16 protein-coding genes and 2 pseudogenes are annotated in these 19,096 nt (G+C 63.0%); 6 read left to right on the forward strand and 12 right to left on the reverse strand.

All coding sequences use genetic code 11. The features are described 5' to 3' along the window. Positions 1–269: 269 nt before the first annotated feature. A pseudogene (gene pepN / locus NLY44_RS00680) lies at positions 270–2,908 on the reverse strand (aminopeptidase N). Between the two features lie 317 nt (positions 2,909–3,225). On the opposite strand from pepN, the gene NLY44_RS00685 reads away from it, so the two are divergent. Then, the gene (locus tag NLY44_RS00685; RefSeq protein ID WP_084013026.1) at positions 3,226–4,128 is read left to right on the forward strand and encodes a DMT family transporter; all 903 of its coding nucleotides are present in this window, start codon (positions 3,226–3,228) and stop codon (positions 4,126–4,128) included. A gap of 18 nt (positions 4,129–4,146) precedes the next feature. On the opposite strand, the gene NLY44_RS00690 is transcribed toward NLY44_RS00685, so the two are convergent. From NLY44_RS00690 to NLY44_RS00700, 3 genes are all read right to left on the reverse strand, one after another. Then, complete coding sequence (locus NLY44_RS00690; RefSeq protein ID WP_023731034.1) at positions 4,147–4,959, reverse strand: helix-turn-helix domain-containing protein; 813 nt, start codon at positions 4,957–4,959, stop codon at positions 4,147–4,149. Positions 4,960–5,190: 231 nt separating this feature from the next. After that, the gene (locus tag NLY44_RS00695; RefSeq protein ID WP_023805716.1) at positions 5,191–6,069 is read right to left on the reverse strand and encodes a uracil-DNA glycosylase; all 879 of its coding nucleotides are present in this window, start codon (positions 6,067–6,069) and stop codon (positions 5,191–5,193) included. Between the two features lie 141 nt (positions 6,070–6,210). Continuing rightward, entirely contained in the window at positions 6,211–6,765 is a 555-nt protein-coding gene (locus tag NLY44_RS00700; protein WP_023698594.1) for a hypothetical protein, read from the reverse strand. Positions 6,766–7,068: 303 nt separating this feature from the next. Here NLY44_RS00700 and NLY44_RS00705 point away from each other — a divergent pair. Together NLY44_RS00705 and NLY44_RS00710 are read left to right on the forward strand one after the other, a co-directional pair. Next, positions 7,069–8,747 (forward strand): annotated as a pseudogene (locus tag NLY44_RS00705) (electron transfer flavoprotein-ubiquinone oxidoreductase). Beyond that, positions 8,744–9,490: a DUF922 domain-containing protein gene (locus NLY44_RS00710; RefSeq protein ID WP_348524362.1), complete on the forward strand. Its 747-nt coding sequence runs from the start codon at positions 8,744–8,746 to the stop codon at positions 9,488–9,490. The pseudogene NLY44_RS00705 and the gene NLY44_RS00710 overlap by 4 nt, the downstream one beginning before the upstream one ends. 25 nt (positions 9,491–9,515) lie before the next feature. On the opposite strand, the gene NLY44_RS00715 is transcribed toward NLY44_RS00710, so the two are convergent. From NLY44_RS00715 to NLY44_RS00725, 3 genes are all read right to left on the reverse strand, one after another. Further along, entirely contained in the window at positions 9,516–10,529 is a 1,014-nt protein-coding gene (locus tag NLY44_RS00715; RefSeq protein WP_155922474.1) for an endonuclease/exonuclease/phosphatase family protein, read from the reverse strand. A 140-nt stretch (positions 10,530–10,669) separates the two neighbouring features. Then, complete coding sequence (locus NLY44_RS00720; protein ID WP_023731828.1) at positions 10,670–12,130, reverse strand: AMP nucleosidase; 1,461 nt, start codon at positions 12,128–12,130, stop codon at positions 10,670–10,672. Between the two features lie 273 nt (positions 12,131–12,403). Beyond that, positions 12,404–12,598 carry a hypothetical protein gene (locus NLY44_RS00725; RefSeq protein ID WP_023670200.1) on the reverse strand — a complete coding sequence of 65 codons (195 nt, stop codon included), beginning with the start codon at positions 12,596–12,598 and terminating at the stop codon, positions 12,404–12,406. Positions 12,599–12,649: 51 nt separating this feature from the next. On the opposite strand from NLY44_RS00725, the gene NLY44_RS00730 reads away from it, so the two are divergent. Beyond that, positions 12,650–12,880, forward strand: a complete 231-nt coding sequence (locus NLY44_RS00730) for a hypothetical protein (protein WP_156935551.1) — start codon at positions 12,650–12,652, stop codon at positions 12,878–12,880. Between the two features lie 136 nt (positions 12,881–13,016). On the opposite strand, the gene NLY44_RS00735 is transcribed toward NLY44_RS00730, so the two are convergent. Continuing rightward, positions 13,017–13,358: a DUF2147 domain-containing protein gene (locus NLY44_RS00735; RefSeq protein WP_023687258.1), complete on the reverse strand. Its 342-nt coding sequence runs from the start codon at positions 13,356–13,358 to the stop codon at positions 13,017–13,019. Between the two features lie 437 nt (positions 13,359–13,795). On the opposite strand from NLY44_RS00735, the gene NLY44_RS00740 reads away from it, so the two are divergent. Then, positions 13,796–14,062, forward strand: a complete 267-nt coding sequence (locus NLY44_RS00740; RefSeq protein ID WP_006199745.1) for an SEL1-like repeat protein — start codon at positions 13,796–13,798, stop codon at positions 14,060–14,062. A gap of 386 nt (positions 14,063–14,448) precedes the next feature. Next, the gene (locus NLY44_RS00745; protein ID WP_023670204.1) at positions 14,449–15,570 is read left to right on the forward strand and encodes an ABC transporter substrate-binding protein; all 1,122 of its coding nucleotides are present in this window, start codon (positions 14,449–14,451) and stop codon (positions 15,568–15,570) included. Positions 15,571–15,636: 66 nt separating this feature from the next. Here the strand turns inward: NLY44_RS00745 and NLY44_RS00750 are convergent, their stop codons facing one another. From NLY44_RS00750 to NLY44_RS00765, 4 genes are all read right to left on the reverse strand, one after another. Further along, positions 15,637–17,598: an acetyl/propionyl/methylcrotonyl-CoA carboxylase subunit alpha gene (locus tag NLY44_RS00750; RefSeq protein ID WP_023805714.1), complete on the reverse strand. Its 1,962-nt coding sequence runs from the start codon at positions 17,596–17,598 to the stop codon at positions 15,637–15,639. 49 nt (positions 17,599–17,647) lie between these two features. Next, a complete protein-coding gene (locus tag NLY44_RS00755) occupies positions 17,648–18,025 on the reverse strand; it encodes a hypothetical protein (protein ID WP_023684512.1) in 378 nt (125 codons plus the stop codon). A 45-nt stretch (positions 18,026–18,070) separates the two neighbouring features. Then, positions 18,071–18,445, reverse strand: a complete 375-nt coding sequence (locus NLY44_RS00760; protein ID WP_023670207.1) for a hypothetical protein — start codon at positions 18,443–18,445, stop codon at positions 18,071–18,073. Between the two features lie 120 nt (positions 18,446–18,565). Further along, positions 18,566–19,096 carry an O-acetyl-ADP-ribose deacetylase gene (locus NLY44_RS00765; RefSeq protein WP_023805713.1) on the reverse strand — a complete coding sequence of 177 codons (531 nt, stop codon included), beginning with the start codon at positions 19,094–19,096 and terminating at the stop codon, positions 18,566–18,568.

A 19,096-nucleotide genomic window follows, 5' to 3' on the forward strand; every position in this document is an offset into this window, starting at 1 on the left:
GCAACACCGCACATCCGAATCGTCTGTAAAGAATCAAAGGTGATTCGCCTTGTCCAGAGGCGCGGCCGAAAAACATTAAAAATTGATTGAAATAACGCTGAAATCCCTCCCTTGAGGGAGGGTGGCCCGAAGGGCCGGGTGGGGTCCTCGGCGAAGCGCTCGACTCTCTCAATCACGGTCGAAGTTGGTCGAGGTCGCGCACTGCCGCAACGACCCCACCCGTCCATCCGCCTTCGGCGGCTGTCCACCGTCCCCTCAAGGGGGAGGGATCAGGCCAGCGTTCGCTCCACAATGTCCCGCAAATCCGCCGACAGGTTCTCGGCACCGGCGATGGCCAGCAGCGCTTCCCTGGCCTTGGCTTGCCTGCCCGGCTCCAGCGAGCGCCACGAGCGCAGCGCTGTCGCCAGCCTGGCCGCCACTTGCGGATTGCGTTTTTCAACCTCGAGTACGGTCTGGGTAAAAAACCGGTAGCCTTCGCCATCGGCGCGGTGGAAGCCGGTCTGGTTGGCGCTGGCGAATGTGCCGACCAGCGAGCGCACCCGGTTCGGATTGGCCATCGAGAAAGCTGCGTGACCAGTCAGCTCGCGTACCGTGTCGACTGTCCGGCGTCCCGGCACGCTGGCCTGGATCTGGAACCATTTGTCCATGACCAGCGGATCGGCGCCATAACGCGCCTCGAAATCGGCCAGCGCCTTGATCGCCTCCGGCGAACCGTCATGGCGGTGCGCAAGGACGGTCAGCGCTGCGGCGCGGTCGGTCATGTTGGTCGCGGTTTCGAAATGCCGGGCGGCGAGCGCAGCACCTTTCGGCAGCAGCGAGAGGTAGTCGAGCAGGATGTTGCGCAGCGCGCGGCGTCCCGCACTTGCCGCGTCGGGGCTGAACGGCCCGTCGCCGGCGAGGCGGCCGTATAGGTCGGTGAACGTTTGCTGATTGGCGCGCGCGATTGCCAGCGCCAACGCCTCGCGAGCGGCAAAGATGGCGTCGGGATCGATGTTCGTGCCGATGTCGCGGGCAATGTCGGCCTCGCCCGGAAGTGACAGCGCCAGCGCCCGGTAGGCAGGTTCCAGGGTCTCGTCGCCGGCGATCTTGCCGGCAAGTCCGGTCAGCCTGGCGGTGAAAGCCGGCTTCGCGCCGCCGAGGATCTGGCGGAAGGCCGCTATCAGCGCATCGGTGAGCAGCGTGTTGAACGCCTGCCAGCGCGCGAAGGCATCGCTGTCATGGCCGGCGAGGAAGAACTGGTCGTCGGCCTTCTGCTCGACCGAAAGTGTGATCGGCGCCGAAAAGCCGCGATTGAGCGACACCGCCGGCCGCTCGGCGACGCCTGAGAAGCGCACCATATGTCGGCGCTTGCGGATATGGATGACACCGTCTTCGACGGTGGCGCCTTCGACGCCGCCATAGGCGACCGGTTCGCCGCCGGCGCCGACCAAGCCGAAGGCGAGCGGAATGTGCATCAGGCGCTTGCGGCTCTCCGACGGTGTCGGCGGCACCGACTGCTCGATCTCGAGGGTAAACTCGCGCGTCGCCGGATTGTGCGTCGAACTGACGGTCAGGTTCGGGGTGCCCGCCTGGTGATACCAGAGCGCGAACTGAGACAGGTCGCGCCCGGAAGCGTCCTCGAACACCTTCAGGAAGTCCTCGATCGTCGCGGCCTCGCCATCATGGCGCTCGAAATAGAGGTCCATGCCGGCGCGGAAAGCCTCGGCCCCGAGGATAGTGCGGATCATGCGCACGACTTCCGAGCCTTTTTCGTAGACCGTCGCCGTGTAGAAATTGTTGATCTCGCGGTAGCGGCGCGGCCGCACCGGATGCGCCAGCGGTCCCTGGTCCTCGGGAACTGGTGCGCCCTCAGCGTGCGCACTTCGGCGATGCGCTTGACCGCGCGCGAGCGCTGGTCGGCGGAGAATTCATGGTCGCGAAAGACCGTCAGCCCTTCCTTGAGGCAGAGCTGGAACCAGTCGCGGCAGGTGATCCTGTTGCCGGTCCAGTTGTGGAAATACTCATGCGCGATGATCGCCTCGATATTGGCGAAATCGGCATCGGTGGCGGTTTCCCGGTCGGCCAGCACATACTTGTCGTTGAAGATATTGAGGCCCTTGTTCTCCATGGCCCCCATGTTGAAGTCGGAAACGGCGACGATGTTGAAGACGTCGAGGTCGTATTCGCGGCCGAAGGCCTGCTCGTCCCATTGCATCGAGCGCTTGAGCGCATCCATGGCGTAGCCGGCAAGCCCCTCCTTGCCTGGCTCGACATAGATGCCGAGTTCGACCTCGCGCCCGGACATGGTGACGAAACTGTCGGCGACCTTGCCGAGATTGCCGGCCACGAGCGCAAACAGATAGGACGGCTTGGGGAAGGGGTCGTCCCAGACTGCAAAGTGCCAGCCGTCGGCAAGCGCGCCGCTTTCGACCGGATTGCCGTTGGAAAGCAACAGCGGCGCTTCGTCCAGCCTCGCCTCGATACGCACGGTATAGACCGACAGGATGTCGGGGCGGTCGAGGAAATAGGTGATGCGGCGAAAGCCCTCGGCCTCGCATTGCGTGCAATAGACATTGCGGGAGCGGTAGAGGCCCATCAGCGCCTCATTGCTGGCCGGCGCGATCTCGGTCTCGAGCAGCAGCTGGAAACGGGCCGGCGGCCTCAAAATGGTCAGCTGGTCCGGCGTGGCGAGATACTCGGCCGGGGCAAGCTCGCGACCGTCGATGGCAATGCGCTTGAGCACCAGCCCGTCGCCGTCCAGCACCAGCGACGTCGAGGCGGCGGCGCCATCGCGGCGTTCGATCGTCAGCACTGCGGTGACACGCGTTGCGTCTGGCGAAAGGCGGAAGGTGAGGCGGGTTTGCGGGATGGAAAAGTCGTTGGGGCGGTAGTCTTCGAGCTTGAAGACCTGGCCGGTATCGGTTCGCATTCCCTTGGGTTTCCCTGTCGCTATCGGAGCCGCTGACGTGTCCTGGCCCATTAATCTAAAGTTGCGCGCTCTTTACACGAAACGGTCACTCGACAAAACTGCGCCAATGCCTATTTCACGGCGTTCCCCTTCCATCTTCATCGCGAGGCCTTGATGACCGTCGTCACACCGAAATTCGGCATGGGTGCCTCTGTGCTGCGTCCTACGATACATATCTGGGCAACGATTCGGGAAGCGGCGGAGGCGTGACTTTAGGGCCGAGAGACGAGGCGGCAGGGAAACTGTCCGATCATCCAGGGCGTGTGCTGACCGGGATCATGCTCAAGGTGATGTCGGTGGCGGTCTTCGTCGGCATGCAAACCTGCATCAAGGCCGCCGGCACTTTGCCGGCCGGCCAGATCGTCTTCTTCCGCTCCTTCTTCGCCATCTTCCCGATCATCGCCTTCCTGGCCTACAAGAGAAAACTCGGTACGGCGTTTGCCACCAAACGCCCGCTGAACCACATTGCGCGCGGTGTCGTCGGCGTTTGCGCCATGGGGCTCGGCTTCTTTGCGCTGACCCGGCTGCCGCTGCCTGAGGCGATCACGCTGAACTATGCCCAGCCTTTGCTGGTGGTTATGTTCTCTTCGCTGTTCCTCGGCGAAGCTATCCGCATCTATCGCTGGAGCGCGGTTGCGGTCGGTCTGGTCGGCGTGCTGATCATCTCCTGGCCGGAGCTGACGCTGCTCACGTCGGGCGCCGCACTCGGCGATCAGGAGGTGCTGGGCGTGATTGCGGCGTTGGTCTCCGCAGCGATCTCCGCCAACGCCATCCTGCTCGTGCGCAATCTTGTCCAGACTGAACGAACAGCGACCATCGTGCTGTGGTTTTCGGCAACGGCGAGCGTCATGGCGCTGTTTACGCTGCCTTTCGGCTGGCAGGCGCTGACGCCGCTGCAGGCCGGTCTTCTCATCGCCGCAGGCTTCTGCGGCGGGCTGGCGCAGATCCTGATGACGGCAGCCTATCGCCACGCCGAGGCCTCGGTGGTGGCGCCGTTCGAATACACCTCGATGATCCTCGGTGTCGTCGTCGGCTATTTCGCCTTCGGCGATGTCGCCACCATCAACACGCTCGTCGGCGGTGTGATCGTCGTTGCCGCCGGCATGTTCATCATCTGGCGCGAGCGCCAACTCGGCCTGGAACGCACCCGAACGCGCAAGGCAGCGCCACCACAGGGGTGAGGAGGTCCGCGGGTTGGCTCAGTTAGCTTCCGCACGTTCCTTCGCCAGCCGCACCAGCACCGCTCGCGTCTGCTCGTCGGCCGGGAAGAAAGACTCGATCGCCAGTTCCGACAGCGTCACGTCAAGCGGCGTGCCGAAGACGGTGATGGTGCTGATGAAGGACAGCACCTGGTCGCCATGCGCCAGCCGCAGCGGATGGACGATGCCGTTGGGCTCGACCGGCACCGGCCGCGCACCCTTGAGCCCGGACGGATAGGTTCGCAATTCGCGCTCCAGCTCGACCAGGACGGGATCGCCGGCGGCATCGTTCTGGTGTTTCAGCCGCTCCAGCAGATGCGCCCGCCATTCCGCGAGATTGACGATGCGCGGTGCGATGCCGTTCGGGTGCAGGCTGAGGCGCAGCACATTGACCGGCGGCTGGAGCAGCGACGGCTCGGCAACATCGGCCAGAAATGGGCCGATGGCGGCATTGGCGGAAATCAGGTTCCAGTGCCGGTCGACGGCGAGCGCGGGGAACGGTTCATGCCCCTTGAGCACGCTCTCGACCGCGGCAAGCGCCGGCGCCAGCGTCTTGTCTGTGAGTGGCCGCTCGCTGAAGCTCGGCGCAAAGCCGGCAGCCAGCAACAGCTGATTACGCTGCCGCAGCGGAATCTCAAGCTGCTCGGCCAGATGCAGCACCATCTCGCGCGAGGGCGCGGCGCGGCCGCTTTCGACGAAGGAGAGATGACGCTGCGAAATCTCAGCCTCCATTGCGAGATCAAGCTGGCTCATGCGCCGGCGCGTGCGCCATTCGCGGATCAGGCTGCCGGCGGAGGTTTGGACTGTTGTCATCGGGCAGGATTAAGGCGGCGGGAGAGGGATTTCAATTACGTCGGAGGTTATAGCGGAGGCCGAGGCGAAATCTATTCTCCCCCTTTGAGGGGGAGATGGCCGGCAGGCCAGAAGGGGTTCGACGGGATGCGACCTTCTTACGGAAATGGACGTTGGCGCTCCACGCGCAACGACCCCACAGTCGCCTTCGGCGACATCTCCCCCTCCAAGGGCCCTCAAGGGGGAGATCAGCTAGCCCAGCTCCCGCAACTTCGCCTTCACCTCGAGAAAATCCCGCCACGCCAGTTTCTTGTGCGCCGGCGTCCGCAAGAGATAGGCCGGGTGCAGCGTCGGCATGGCCGGAATGGCAGTGCCCGACACCGTCGTGTGCACCTGCCAATTGCCGCGCAGGCGCAGAATGCCCTCGGTCGTGTTGAGCAGGGTTTTGGCCGAAGGGCCGCCGAGATTGACCAGCACCTTCGGATTGACCAGCTCGATCTGCCGCTCGATGAAGGGGCGGCAGATTTCGGTCTCGTGCGGCGTCGGCGTGCGGTTGCCGGGCGGCCGCCAGGGAATGACGTTGGCGATATAGACCGAAGTCCGGTCAAGCCCGATCGCCCCCAGCATGCGGTCGAGCAGCCGGCCGGAGCGGCCGACGAAGGGCAGGCCCTCAATATCCTCGTCGCGGCCGGGCGCCTCGCCGACCAACATCACCAAACCTTCCGGATTGCCGTCGGCAAAGACCAGGTTCTTGGCGGTGAATTTGAGGTTGCAGCCATCGAACGACGCCATGTGCTGGCGCAGTTCGTCGAGCGTCGAGGCACTTGCCGCCATTTGCCGGGCCAGGGCCGCCTGTGCCTCGTCGGGCACCGTCGCCATGGCCGGAACGGAACGCGCCGGCGCGTCCGGCACCCGGCTTGCGTCCAGCCCGGGGCTGGCGGCGGCTTGTTCCGGAAACTTGTTTTCGCGAGGCGGCGCGGCAGGCGCCGTTGTGCGCTCGGGGCGCTCCGGTGCTGCCCAGGCAAACCGGTTCACCGGCGCGTCCTCCAACGCTTCGTCGACACCGGCAGAGGCGTAGAAGGCGAGCAACTCGGCCAGGTCGGATCGGTTGTTGGGGGAGGCGGCAGTCATGCCGGGCACATTCGTCCGCCGAGAGACGATTTGCAAGGTTGGGCGGTTAGTAATCTCCCCCTCAAGGAGGGAGATTACGCGCTCGTCGGCTTTCGCCAATCACGAAGGGCATTTCGTGGCGATTTTCACGGCGTCTGCCGCTTACCCCGTCGGTATCCGCGGATCCTGCACCAGATAGAACGTCCAGCGCGGCGTGTAGTCGGTGATCAGAAACTCGAAGCGTCCCCTCTTCAGCGGGTCGATCTGTCCACTCTTGAACAAGAGCCGGTCATAGGGTTCGAAATCGCGGTCGAAATCGGCGTACGCGCTCGACAGGATGTTGTCGGGCGTCTTGTTGCGCTGGTCGAAGGACAGGCCGTCGCCGAACACGCTCGGCTGGTTGAGTATCTCCTGCAGCTCGAACTGGAATTCGACCCAGGCCTGGCCGCTGTTGTTGAGCACCTCGATACGCATGTACAGGATGCCGTTGGCGAATTCGCCGTTGGTGCTGAACGGCTGGATCGGTTTGGTGGTGCGGATGGTGAGCGTCACCGGCGTCGACGAATTCAGCTCCTCGGAGATGACCAACGGATCTTCCTTGGTGCCGGTGCCCGAGGCGCCGGTGATGTGGAAACCGCCAAGCTCGTCGGAAAAGGAATAGGCGCCGGTCGCCCACACCTTCACCGGCTCGGCCTGAGCGCGAACCGGCGTAAGCATTGAAAGGGCGAGAAGGATCGCTCGGCAGGTCCGGCCGGGCGGAAGGGGGAAGCGCGTCAATGAATAGCCGGACGGCGTGCGCATGGAAATAAGTATGGCCGATAAGAGAGCCGTCGAACAATTAAAATATGGGACGCTGAGCGCGGCCGCGCGCAAAACGCTTGCGGCAGAGTTGTCATCCGCGACTTTTTGTCGAAATCGGCATTGTCACGTCAGCGCCGGTTTCCTGTCGCGGATTGATGCGCTATGCAGCGCAGGAGCCAGCAAAATGCCCGGAAACGGTCGGCCAGTGCGGAGGGGTTGATGAGCGAGATCGAACGCGAGAGCATGGAATTCGACGTGGTCATCGTCGGGGCCGGCCCGGCGGGCCTTGCCGCAGCGATCCGTCTCAAGCAGGTCAATCCCGAGCTTTCCGTCGTGGTGTTGGAAAAGGGCGGCGAGGTTGGTGCCCACATTCTGTCAGGCGCCGTCGTCGATCCCATAGGCGTCGACCGCCTGTTGCCGGGCTGGCGCGAGGAAGATGGCCACCCCTTCAAGACGCCGGTTACGGCCGACGATTTCCTGGTGCTCGGCCCCGCCGGCTCGTTCCGTCTGCCCAATATCCTGATGCCGCCGCTGATGAACAATCACGGCAACTACATCGTCTCGCTCGGCAATGTCTGCCGCTGGCTGGCAACCAAGGCTGAAGCGCTAGGCGTCGAAATCTATCCGGGCTTTGCTGCCGCCAGCCTCGTCTACAACGATGCCGGCGCGGTCACGGGCGTCGTCACCGGCGACATGGGCGTCGAAAAGACGGCACACATGGCCCGGGCTTTGCGCCGGGCATGGCGCTGATGGGCAAATACGTGCTGATCGGCGAGGGCGCGCGCGGTTCGCTGTCCAAGCAGCTGATCGCAAAATACAAACTGTCCGACGGCCGTGAGCCCGGCAAGTACGGCATCGGCCTCAAGGAGCTGTGGCAGGTCAAGCCCGAGAACCACCGGCCGGGCCTGGTGCAGCACTCCTTCGGCTGGCCGCTCGACCTGAAGACAGGCGGCGGCTCCTTCCTCTACCACCTCGAGGATAACCAGGTCGCGGTCGGCTTCGTCCTGCATCTCAACTACAAGAACCCCTGGCTGTCGCCCTTCGAGGAATTCCAGCGCTTCAAGACGCATCCGGCGATATCGCGCACCTTCGAGGGCGCCAAGCGCATCGGCTACGGCGCGCGCGCCATTACCGAAGGCGGCTGGCAGTCGGTGCCGAAACTCTCCTTCCCCGGCGGCGTGCTGATGGGGTGTGCGGCGGGCTTCGTCAACGTGCCGCGCATCAAGGGTTCGCACAATGCGGTGCTGTCCGGCATGCTGGCGGCCGAGCATGTCGCGCAAGCGATCGGCTCCGGCCGCGCCAATGACGAACTGTCGTCTTATGAGGACGCCTGGCGCGCGACCGATATCGGCAAGGATTTGAAGAAGGTCCGCAACGTCAAGCCGCTCTGGTCGCGCTTCGGCACCATTATCGGCGTCGGCCTCGGTGGTCTCGACATGTGGCTGAACACGCTGTTCGGCTTCTCGCCCTTCGGCACGCTGAAACATGGCAAGGCCGATTATGCCACGCTTGAGCCCGCGGCCAAGCACAAGAAGATCGCCTATCCCAAAGCGGACGGCGTGCTGACCTTCGACCGCCTGTCCTCGGTGTTCCTGTCCAACACCAATCACGAGGAAAACGAGCCGGTGCATCTCATCGTCGGCGACATGGAGTTGCAGAAGCGTTCCGAGCATGATGTCTTTGCCGGGCCTTCGACCCGCTATTGCCCGGCCGGTGTTTACGAATGGGTCGACAAGGACGGCAACGCCGCCGCCGATCCGTCTGCCAAGGATGTGCGCTTCGTCATCAACGCGCAGAACTGCGTGCACTGCAAGACCTGCGACATCAAGGATCCCAACCAGAACATCAACTGGGTGCCGCCACAAGGCGGCGAAGGCCCGGTCTATCAGAGCATGTGAGCCTCACCGACCGGGGCCGTCTCAACCAGCAAAAATGGCGGCGATGGCCGGGTTTACCAAGGCATGTAAGGCGCTCGGCGCCAAAGATTGTTGAAACCGTCGTCTGCTTGTGGTCTCATTGCCGCGTCCATGGGGAAAATGGCATGCGCGTGTTGGTCTTGTTTTGCGTCGCCGTCATAAGCGCGGCCTGCGGCGTCGTCGGGACGGCGTCGGCGGGGGTGAAAACCGTCGTCAAGACGCGAACCTATGACATCACCGGCATGACAGGTGCCGGTCTGGTTATCGCCATGAACCGCAGGGGCCCCAAGCACGGTTTCATGACCCACGCCATCGCGCAGACAAGCTACACCGCCGACTGGAGCCTGGACGTGGGTCAGGTCAACGGCGTCTGCCGCCTGCGCCAGGCCAATGGAACGCTCAACATCGCCTACACCTACCCGCGCGTCGCCTCGGCCGTCACGCCGGCGCTACGCAAACGCTGGAACCGGTTTTTCACAGGCGTTCTCGCTCATGAAGGAACCCATGGCCGTATCGCCGGGCAGATGATGCAGGCTGCCGAGCGGTCGGTTCGCGGCCTGAAATTTGCCAACGATCCACAATGCAACAAAACGCGCGTCGAAGCCACGCGGCGCTTGCAAGCCACTTCCAAGCTCTATGAGGCAAAACAGATCGCCTTCGACGCGCGCGAGCACAGTGAAGGCGGCCATGTCGAGCGCATCATCGAGGCCTTGGTAGGCTTGTGAAACCGTAAGCCCCGTGGCGTACGATCTAGCCGCCCATGCTGGGCTGGATCAGCGACACAGTCGCGGTAGAATCCTCGTCGACCGGCTTGGTCTCGTCGCGCATCAATGAAAATTCCACCATCACCGGCAGATGGTCGGAGCCGGTCTCTTCCATCTGCGTCGACGACAGGATGGTCACCCCGCCCTTCGAAAACACCTGGTCGATCGGCAGGCCCGCATAGCGCCGCAGGAAATCGGGCAGGGTCCGGTGGATCCAGGTCGGTCCGGCCGACGGCATCACGGTCAGTCCGCCGAGCGAGGCAACGCGCCGTACCGCGGCGCTCCACGGCACGGCGTTGCAGTCGCCGGCCATGATCGCCGTCTCGCCGAGCGAGGTGAGCGTCTCGGTCAACTCGCCGATCTGCCAGTATTGTTCCTTCGGCCACGGCCAGCTCAAATGGATCGCCGCGACATCGACCGGAGTGCCGCCGAAATCGACGGTGGCGGCCGCCATCGCGCCGCGCGGTTCGCAATGCGGCTCGGTGCCGGCCGCAAAAGGTCGCCGGGACAAAAGCGCCACGCCCCACACGCCGTCGGGATGGGCGCACAGGATGCGATAGGGATAGGCGTTCTGGATATAGCCGAGTTCGGTCGCCCACATGGCCGATACTTCATCGAGCGTGATCACGTCTGGGTTGGTCCTGGCGATCAGCGAAAGAACCTTCTTGGGTGTCGGATTGTTGAAACGCAGGTTCATCTGCAGCAGCCGGTAGACCGGTTCGTTGCCGGGCGCGGCGTCATTGGCGGCCTGCACCGGCCACAGGCGCGGCAAGGTGCTCAACGTGCTGGCGAAGGCGGCCACGGCCAGCAGCAGGCCCACGCCCGCCTGCAGGCGAAACGAGGTGGCGAGCAGCGGCAGCGCAATCAGCCCCATCAGCACGGCAAAATGGATGCGGAAATGGGCGAAGGAATCGAAGGCCGGATGCAGTGCGCCAAAGAACCCGGCTACAAGCGCGGCCGAGAGGCCGAGCATTGCCAGGAACGCCATTGAAGCCATCATCTTTCGCACGCGTGCCATCAGACCGGGTTTTGCCCATAGACCGGGTAATACATTGCCGAGGTATCAGGCCTTTATCGGCTGAAATGCGGCCCAATCAAGATGACGAAACGCCTCGCGGCAAACATTTACGGCAAGCCGGTCTACTGAAAGGCCGTCTCCGAAAAGCTTCTCAGCTTGCGCGAATGCAACCGTTCCATCGGCATTTCCGCCAGCTTCTCCATCGCCTTGATGCCGATGGTCAGATGCTGCGCCACTTGCCGCTTGTAGAATTCGGTCGCCATGCCGGGCAGCTTCAACTCGCCATGCAGCGGCTTGTCGGAGACGCAAAGCAGCGTGCCGTAGGGCACGCGGAAGCGGAAGCCATTGGCGGCGATCGTGGCCGATTCCATATCGAGCGCGATGGCGCGCGACTGCGACAGCCGCTGCACCGGTCCGCGCTGGTCGCGCAGTTCCCAGTTGCGGTTGTCGATGGTGGCGACGGTGCCGGTGCGCATGATGCGCTTGAGATCGTAGCCGGAAAGTCCGGTGACTTCGGCGACCGCCTCCTGCAGCGCCACTTGGATCTCGGCCAGCGGCGGTATCGGCACCCACACCGGCAGGTCATCGTCCAGCACATGGTCTTCCCGGACATAGGCATGCGCCAGCACATAGTCGCCCAGCGCCTGAGTGTTGCGCAGGCCGGCGCAATGGCCGAGCATCAGCCATGCATGTGGCCGCAGCACCGCGACATGGTCGGTGATCGTCTTGGCGTTGGACGGGCCGACGCCGATGTTGACCATGGTGATGCCGCCATGGTTCGGCTTCTTCAGATGATAGGCTGGCATCTGAGGCAGGCGCGGCGCCGCCACGCCTTCGCTGGGTGCGTTTTGCCCTGCCTTGGTGATGACATTGCCTGGTTCGACGAATTCGGTATAGCCGTGGCCGCCTTCAGCCATCTGGGCCCGCGCGCGGGCGACGAACTCGTCGATGTAGAACTGGTAGTTGGTGAACAGCACGAAGTTCTGGAAATGCTGCGGGCTGGTCGCCGTGTAGTGCGTCATGCGGTGCAGCGAATAGTCGATGCGCTGCGCCGTGAACGGCGCCAGCGGCCTTGGTTCGCCGAACGCGACCTCGAAGGTGCCGTTGGCGATCTGGTCGTCGGTGCCGTCGAGATCCGGCACGTCGAACAGGTCGCGGATCGGCCGTTTGATGCGGTCGGCGGCGGCGCCATCGACATGGGTTCCTTCAAGGAACGCGAAATGCAGCGGGATCGGCGTGGTCGATTCCGAAACCGTTACCGGCACGCCGTGATTGCGCATGATCAGGCGAAGCTGCTCTACGAGATAGCGTTCGAACAGCACCGGCTGGGTGATGGTGGTCGAGAAATGCCCGGGGGTCGGCATGTGGCCGTAGGCCTGGCGCGAGTCGATCTGGGTGAACGAATTGGTGGTGACGCCGATCTCCGGGTAGAAGGCGCGGTAGCGCTTGCTTTCGTCGCCGCCGGCGGCAAGCGTGGCAAAGGAGTCGCGCAGAAACTTGGTGTTGCGGTCGTAGAGCACCTGCAAGGCGGCCACGGCCTTTTTGGCGTCGTCAAAGCTCTGCTTGCCGAAAGGCTCCGGCATGACGACCGATTCGATAGCTTGTGGGTAGATTCGCTTTTCCATGGCCCAATATAGAGACTTGAGGCCGCACTTGGGAGGGGAGGGTGGCCGCCAAGTGGTCGATTTATTCATCCACGCCCAAGGTGTGCTGAGATTCAGGTAAGGCTGAGCCGGAGTCGAGGACGGGCGCGAAGCGACCAAACTGGTTGGCTTCGAGAACCGGAGCGGAGCGTACTCGAAGCATGTGAGCACCAAGGCCGCCACTTGCAGGCCGGCACCACCTTAATACCGGCACTAGCCGCGCTGCAGACTGACCAGCAAGACAAAGCCGACGCCATGCTTCTTCGTCGCCGGCGCGTCGATCGTTGTGTCGGCATTGGCCCGCATCATCGGCATGGCCAGGACCGGCGCCGACAGCACGACCAGAACGAGCGCCGCCCGCGGCAGGAGCCGAAGGGTCTGGAGGGCGTTGATGGCGATGCGGTTCATGGCTTTTGCTTTTCTGTTTGGATCTATGTCTTTGTCGTCTCAGGGGCGAAAATGGTTCATGCAATCGAATTGGCAGGAACTGGCTGCATCCCAGGAACGGGCCGGGCGGCCGGCTTCGGCCACGAGGATGGCGAAGAGCATCCCGAACAGGCTCATCAACAGGCAGACGATGGTGAAGCGGCGAGCGAGCATTTGCGTAGTGTCTCCTTGAACACGCCATCAAAATGCCCTGATGCGACTGAACCGGCGCTGATGCCGACGTTCATCTGCGGTTCAAAGTGATTGACGAGGTCTTAGAGAGAGCGTCGGTTCGGGTTTGCGCCGCCGCAAACGGCACGGTCGTCGCTATGGCGCGGACCGTCCTGCAAAAGAAAACGGGGCCTGTGAAGGCCCCGTTGGTCAACTCAAAGCAGCAAGATCAGAGCTTGTGCCAGGTCTGGCTCTTGCAGATCAGCCCGCCGAGCACGCAGCCGCTCATTTTGAGCGAGGTGCCCGACAGTGTTGCCTTGCCCGAATAGGTCTTGTCGTTTGCCGGATCGGTGATGTTGCCGGCATATTTGTTGGCCCCGGCCGCCTTGAGCGAACCGATGGTCTTCCCGGCATATTTGCCGGTCTTCAGGGTGATGGAGAATGAACCGCTGCCGCCGATAACTGCTGTGTCGCCGGCTTGTGTCTTCCAATTGCCTTCGATCGGATCGGCCCAAGCCGCACCAGCCATCATCACGGCGGCCGCCAGGGCCAAGCTCACTTTGCGAAACATATCTGTCCTCCCTGGTTTAGATGGGGCAGCCGCCTCTCTGCCCCTTACGCAAACGTAAGCTAATCCAGCTCCTGGCAAAACAAAAGCGTACCGCGACGGAAGGTTTCGCAATTTTCATGCAGGGTCGGGAGAGTGCAGCCCGTGGAAATGAAACGATCGAGGCGTTGGCTTTGGTTCGCGTGGTTAGCAGAGTGTTGATCGGCGCCTTGCAAATTTTCGTCAAATCGGTCGAGAAACGGCGGGATTGCTGACTTTGTATCCTTAACGAATTTCCGCGTTTACCTCTTGTTTTAGCTTTGTTTTCTCCAAATTAAGCACGCCATTTAACGACGGATTCAAGGCTCGGCCTCATTCTCGGAAGCATCGAAAGAGCGGCTCCCCAGGGAACACCGGGGGACAGAAGAGGCCCGCTCTCGGGAGCCAGACAGGGGACTAAAATGGCACGTTTTGAAATGCTTGAAGCCGGCTTCGGCGCCATGGGGGCAACTGCCCAGGCCGACATTCTTTTCGAACTGGGCATGATGTATGCGACCGGCCGCGATTGCGAGACCGATGTCGTTGCCGCCCACAAATGGTTCAACATCGCCGCCATCAAGGGCTCGGTCCGCGCCGCGGAACTGCGCTCGGAACTGTCGGCCGCAATGTCCAAGGTCGAGATCGCCAAGGCGCTGCGCGAAGCCCGCGAATGGATGACGATGCACTGAGATCGCGAGCAGATTATCGCAGGCAGATTATCGAAAACAGGGAAGCCCCGGGATCAAGACCGCAAAGACGGTCGGAACCGGTGAAACGACAAGGCCGCGACAAGACGGCCGACCATGAAAGAACAAGAACGCGGCAGGCCGGCACGGTCCAGTCGTGCACAATGGGGACGGCGGGCAGGTTTTCGTGGCGCGGGGGCGCATGGGGACTGCTACGAGCAAAAAGCCACGACCGGCCGGAACAGGCTGGCGTGGCTTTTTGCGTTGATGAGGCCCAATCGAGCGGCGCCGATGCGCCTAGACAGGCCCAATGAAGGATGAAATTGTCCCGCCTTCGGAAAGAAGCGCGGCCAGAGCGGCTGCGCGAGTGTGGGAGGAGTTCTATCACCATGAAAAAAATGGGTATTTTGAGCGCGGCCGTATTTGGCCTGATGATGAGCGCGCCGGTTGCCTTTGCCGATGACATCACCATTTCGGTGGTCGGCCCGATGACCGGACAGCTCGCCACGATCGGCGACCAGTTCAAGCAGGGCGCAACGGCAGCCGCCGACGCGATCAACGCCGCCGGCGGTGTCAACGGCTCGATGATCAAGCTCGACATCGAGGACGACCAGTGCGATCCCAAGCAGGCGGTTTCGGTGGCCAACCGGATCGTTGCCAACAGCGTCAAGTTTATTGACGGCCATGCCTGTTCAGGTTCGAGCATCCCGGCTTCCGCCGTCTACGCCGAGGCCGGCGCGCTGATGATGAGCCCGGCCTCTTCAAATCCCGAGCTGACCGATGCCGCCGCCAAGGCCGGCTGGCCGACGATCATGCGTCTCTATACGCGTGACGATGCGCAGGGCGCCTTCATTGGCCCGTGGATCGCCAAGAAATATGCCGGCAAGAATGTCGTTATCCTGCATGACAAGAGCGCCTACGGTCAGGGCGTTGCCGATGCCGTGAAGGCGACGATGAATGCCGGTGGCCTCAAGGAGATCGACTATGAAGGCATCAATGCCGGCGAGAAGGATTATTCGGCTCTCGTCACCAAGCTGAAGGACCTCAAGGCCGACGTTGTCTATTTCGGCGGCTATCACCCGGAAGCCGGGCTTATCCTGCGTCAGTCGGCCGAGCAGAGCGTCAAGTTCCAGCTGATCATGCCGGATTCGATCGCCTCGCCAGAATTCTGGCAGGTCGCCGGCCCCGCCGGTGAAGGCACCCTGTTCGTCTTCCCGTCGGACCCGCAGGCCAAGCCGGAAGCCAAGGAGGCCATCGCCAAGATCAAGGCGGGCGGCTTCGTGCCGGAAGGCTTTACGCTGTTCTCCTACGCCGTCGTTCAGGCGTTTGCAGAGGGCGTCAAGCGCGCCGGAACGGACGATCCGGTCAAGGTAGCCGAAGCGCTGAAGAACGGCACGCCGTTCAGCACCGTGGTCGGCGACGTGACCTTCGACGAGAAGGGCGATCTGAAGAACGCCAGCTACGACATCAACCAGTGGCACGACGGCAAATACGCACCGATCGCGCAGTAAGCGGCCGCGTACTCATGGCAATGGCCGGGCTTGTCCCGGCCATTTTTCATTCAAGCCTCCAGCCGGCTATGAAGCCTCTTCAACGAAGCGCACCAGCACCGTTCCGTCGGTGACCTGCTCGCCCTCGGTGGCGATTTCCGCGATCACGCCGTCATGGCTGGCCGCGATCGTGTGCTCCATCTTCATCGCTTCCAGGATCAGTAGCGGCTGGCCCTTGATCACCCTTTCGCCCTTTGCCGCGCGCACCAGCTTGACCACGCCCGGCATCGGCGCGCGCAGGCTGCCGGAAGCGGCGGCAGTCTCGTCGGTGCGCGCCAGCGGATCCGGGACGAGGAAACTGTAGCCGACCGCACCTTCGAACACGGTGACGTGGCCTGGCCAGCGGGCAAGGCGAGGGGCGGCGCGAAGATCATGCGAATTGACGCTGTCATAGGGCGCGTCCAGCGCCACCTCGAAGCGCCCGTCCGGCCGCACTGAAACACGCGCCAGTATATCGTCCTCGCCATGGCGCAGGCGCGTGCGGCGCGCAATGCTGTGGAAATGCGCATAGCCGGCAAGCGACGACCACGGATCGTTCGACGGCGGCAAGGCACCGGCGCCCGCCGCGGCAAGGGCCGCCGCGGCAACGATCTCGCTGCGCGGCGGGGCGACCGCGGTCAGCGCTTCCTGATGCCTGCCGATCAGGCCGGTATCGACGTCGCCGGCCGAAAAATCGGTGTTCGCGGCAAGTGCCGCGAGAAAGGCGGTGTTGACGGTCGAGCCGGCAATCTCGGTCTGCGACAACGCAGTCCCGAGCGCATCGAGTGCCGCCTGCCTGTCCTTGGCGTGGACGACCAGCTTGGCGATCATCGGATCGTAGAAGGGCGAGATCGCATCGCCGGCCCGCACGCCGGTCTCGATGCGCATGCTGGCGCCTTCGGGCGCGTTGTCGGGAAACGCCAGGTGATGCAGCGTGCCGGTCGCCGGCAGAAACCCTTTCGCCGCGTCCTCGGCATAGATGCGCGCCTCGAAGGCGTGGCCGGAAAGCGTGATTTCGCTCTGCGTCTTCGGCAGCTTTTCGCCGGCGGCTACCCGCAACTGCCACTCGACCAGGTCGGTGCCGGTGACCATTTCGGTGACGGGATGCTCGACCTGCAGGCGGGTGTTCATTTCCATGAACCAGAAGCGGTCGGCCTTCAGCCCTTGCGAGGCATCGACGATGAATTCGATGGTGCCGGCGCCGGAATAGCTGATCGCCTTGGCGGCCTTGACCGCCGCTTCCGTCATCGCCTCGCGCAGCGCCAGCGTCATGCCGGGCGCCGGCGCTTCCTCGATCACCTTTTGGTGGCGGCGCTGCGCCGAGCAGTCGCGCTCGTAGAGATGCACGGCATTGCCAAAATTGTCGCCGAACACCTGGACCTCGATGTGGCGCGGCTTGTCGACGTATTTTTCGACCAGCACGCGATCGTCGCCGAACGCGGCCTTGGCCTCGCGCCGTGCGCCTGACAGCGCTTCCGAAAAATCTTCGGGATGTTCGACGCGGCGCATGCCCTTGCCGCCGCCGCCGGCGCGCGCCTTGATCAGCACGGGATAGCCGATCTCACGCGCCTTGGACGCCAGCAGCACGATCTCCTGCGCCTCGCCATGATAGCCCGGCACCACCGGCACGCCGGCCTTTTCCATCAGCCGCTTGGCCGCATCCTTCAGCCCCATGGCGCGGATCGAGGCGGCCGACGGGCCGATGAATGTGAGCCCCGCCGCCACCACCAGGTCGACGAAATCGGGGTTTTCCGAGAGGAAGCCGTACCCGGGGTGAATTGCTTCGGCGCCGGTCGCCAGCGCCGCCGCAACAATCTCGTCGCCGCGCAGATAGCTTTCGCCGACCGGCGAGGAACCGATACTCACTGCCTCGTCGGCCATTTTGACATGCAGGGCCTTGGCGTCCGCGTCGGAATAGACGGCAACGGTGCGCACCCCCATCTTCTTGGCCGTGCGTATCACCCGGCAGGCGATCTCGCCGCGATTGGCGATCAGGATCTTGGCGAACATGGAGCCTCCCGGGTTTGTCTCGGGCAGCGCCGGTCTGGCAGGAATGAGCCTATTTCGAAGCCGCGATTTTGCAGCCGCCGCTCGCGGTCTGAACCTTCCACTTTTTCAGGCCAACCTGACAGCTTCGCAACGCCAACTCTTCCGCGGCCTTCTGAGATGGCGCGTTCAGCCGCGCACCGCAGATGATGTAAAGATCGTCGACGCGCGAGTAGAATGTGGTCGCGTAGGCCGAGTGGCCACTCGCCGCGACATAGGCGTTGTACGACTTCGTGCAGGGCTCCTTTGGATTCAGTGACAACGGAGGCCAGAACCGGGTGTCTCCCTTGCTGCCCGCCAGCGATCCAGCCGCCCCGATACCGGGTGCCGTAAATACGAGCAGGCCGGCAAGCATCGATACAGTAATTCGTTTGATGCGTGTCGATTTCATCTTGCGCCGCCCATTTGAAAAATGCCCAAGCCGATGCTTGTCGGCCTACTTCGATGCCGCAACTTCGCAGCCCGCACCTGTAATGACCTTGTAATGGCTGCGGGCGGACTCGCAGGATTTCATCGCCCGTTCTTCGGCAGCCTTCTGTGACGGTGCATTCAAGCCCGAGCCGCAGATGATGTACAACGAACGGATCCGGGCATAGGGCGTGGTCGCATAGGCCGAATGGCCGCCGGCGGCCACATAGGCGTTGTAAGCCATGGTGCACTGGTCTTTCGGGCTTTTCGGCAAATACGGATAGAAATGGATGTCGCCTTTGCTTCCCGCCAGCGATGCCGCGGCGCCAACGCCGGGTACCGCAAATATAAGCAAGACTGCAAGTACCGACGCAGTCGTTTTTCCCGAATATTTCGGCCTCATCTTTACCCCATCCCCGTTGCCCAATGCGGGATGAACAATAGCGTCTATTCTCCAGTGCCGCCAGCCTGCTCACCGAAAATTTCTTTTGCGTAGGTGGATAAACCATCTTATCCATGCAGACTAGCATCCTTCAATGGCAGCAACGGCTTGTCGGTATAGTTGAGCTGTTGGCTCGTCGAAGCAGCAGAAAATAACTGTTTCGGGCGTTGAGTTCTGTCCGACGAAGGTACCTGCGATGCCAACGGCAATCTGCGTCGCCTCATTTTTCGGATAACGGTAGATGCCGGTGGAGATCGCCGGAAATGCCAAGGCCCGGCAATCCCTGGCGGCGGCGATTTCGAGCGACCTGATATAGCAGGAGGCGAGCAGCCCGGCTTCGCCTTTTCCGCCGCCTTGCCAGACAGGTCCGACCGTGTGGATGATGTAACGTGCCGGCAGGTGATAGCCCTTGGTAAGCTTTGCTTCGCCGACCTTGCAGCCGTTCAGCATCCGGCATTCGAATTCGAGCTCCGGGCCTGCGGCGCGGTGAATGGCGCCGTCCACGCCGCCGCCGCCCAGCAGCGAGGAATTGGCGGCGTTGACGATGGCATCGACCGCAAGCCTGGTGATGTCACCGGTGTGGCCATGTATCCGTTCGCCGAACTTGCTCAT

It is taken from the genome of Mesorhizobium sp. C089B, assembly GCF_030323125.1.
GTDB lineage: Bacteria > Pseudomonadota > Alphaproteobacteria > Rhizobiales > Rhizobiaceae > Mesorhizobium.